The organism is Pontibacter sp. HJ8 (assembly GCF_054824225.1).
Map to the genome: position 1 here is coordinate 1 of NZ_JSYF01000255.1, position 890 is coordinate 890.

General features: G+C 41.6%; 1 pseudogene. It reads left to right on the plus strand.

The annotated features are described in order from the left end of the window. Window positions 1–218: 218 nt before the first annotated feature. Window positions 219–890, plus strand: a pseudogene (locus OB13_RS12065) (T9SS type A sorting domain-containing protein); the annotation flags it as partial.

An 890-nucleotide genomic window follows, 5' to 3' on the forward strand; every position in this document is an offset into this window, starting at 1 on the left:
AAAATAGTGGTCGTTAATTACAACTTATTATTATAATTAGCATATATACACTATATAGCGTGTGTTCTCTTCTCAACAGTTTAATGGGTAAAGACTATTCAATTAGCTTGGTTTTTACAACATCTATTTCTAAAGACGGTAATAACCTAAAATTATCGTCCTTATGATCCTGCCATGTATAATCTGACTTTGTTCTGGACATTAAAAGAAAGGGTATTATGAATAAAATATTTACACTCATCCTTGGCTTTGCCTGCCTATTTTCACTCGATCTGATTGCGCAGGAATCGCAGGGATTTAGCTCTCTAACCCGAATCACCCGAATACCCGTAACAAAAGACACCGGGGAGAAACCTCAGTCAAAAGTATGGAACTATGCGTGTATGCAATGGGCGGTTCTTCCGGATCAAACCGGTACGCACCTCTGGCGCCTCGACGGCACCTCGTGGACCAAAGTACTGACAATTTCTTCCAACACATTGACAAAGGCTGACTGCAAAGTAGTCGACGATGTAGCTCATATTCTGCTCTTCGAGGAAATTACACCTCCTACGAAAGGTTCCGACACCACAGCTTCAAAAAATACGAGAGCCTTTCTTGTATCCCTGGAGTATGACCCAACAACTAATTCCTATGTGCCATGGTCCAAAAGAACGTCCACTGTAGACATAACACTTGTCGAAGGAAGTGAGACAGCTTCAATTGACATAGACGGAAAAGGAAGAATGTGGCTGGCTTCTTGTGGAAAAAGGAAAGTAAATGTATGGTGGAGTGATGTACCTTATGCCGATTGGAGCCAACCCATTGTGCTGGCAAAAGAATTAAAAAATGATGACATCTGCGCTGTAGTTGCCTTAAAAGGCAAGATAGGTGTGTTCTGGTCCAATCAG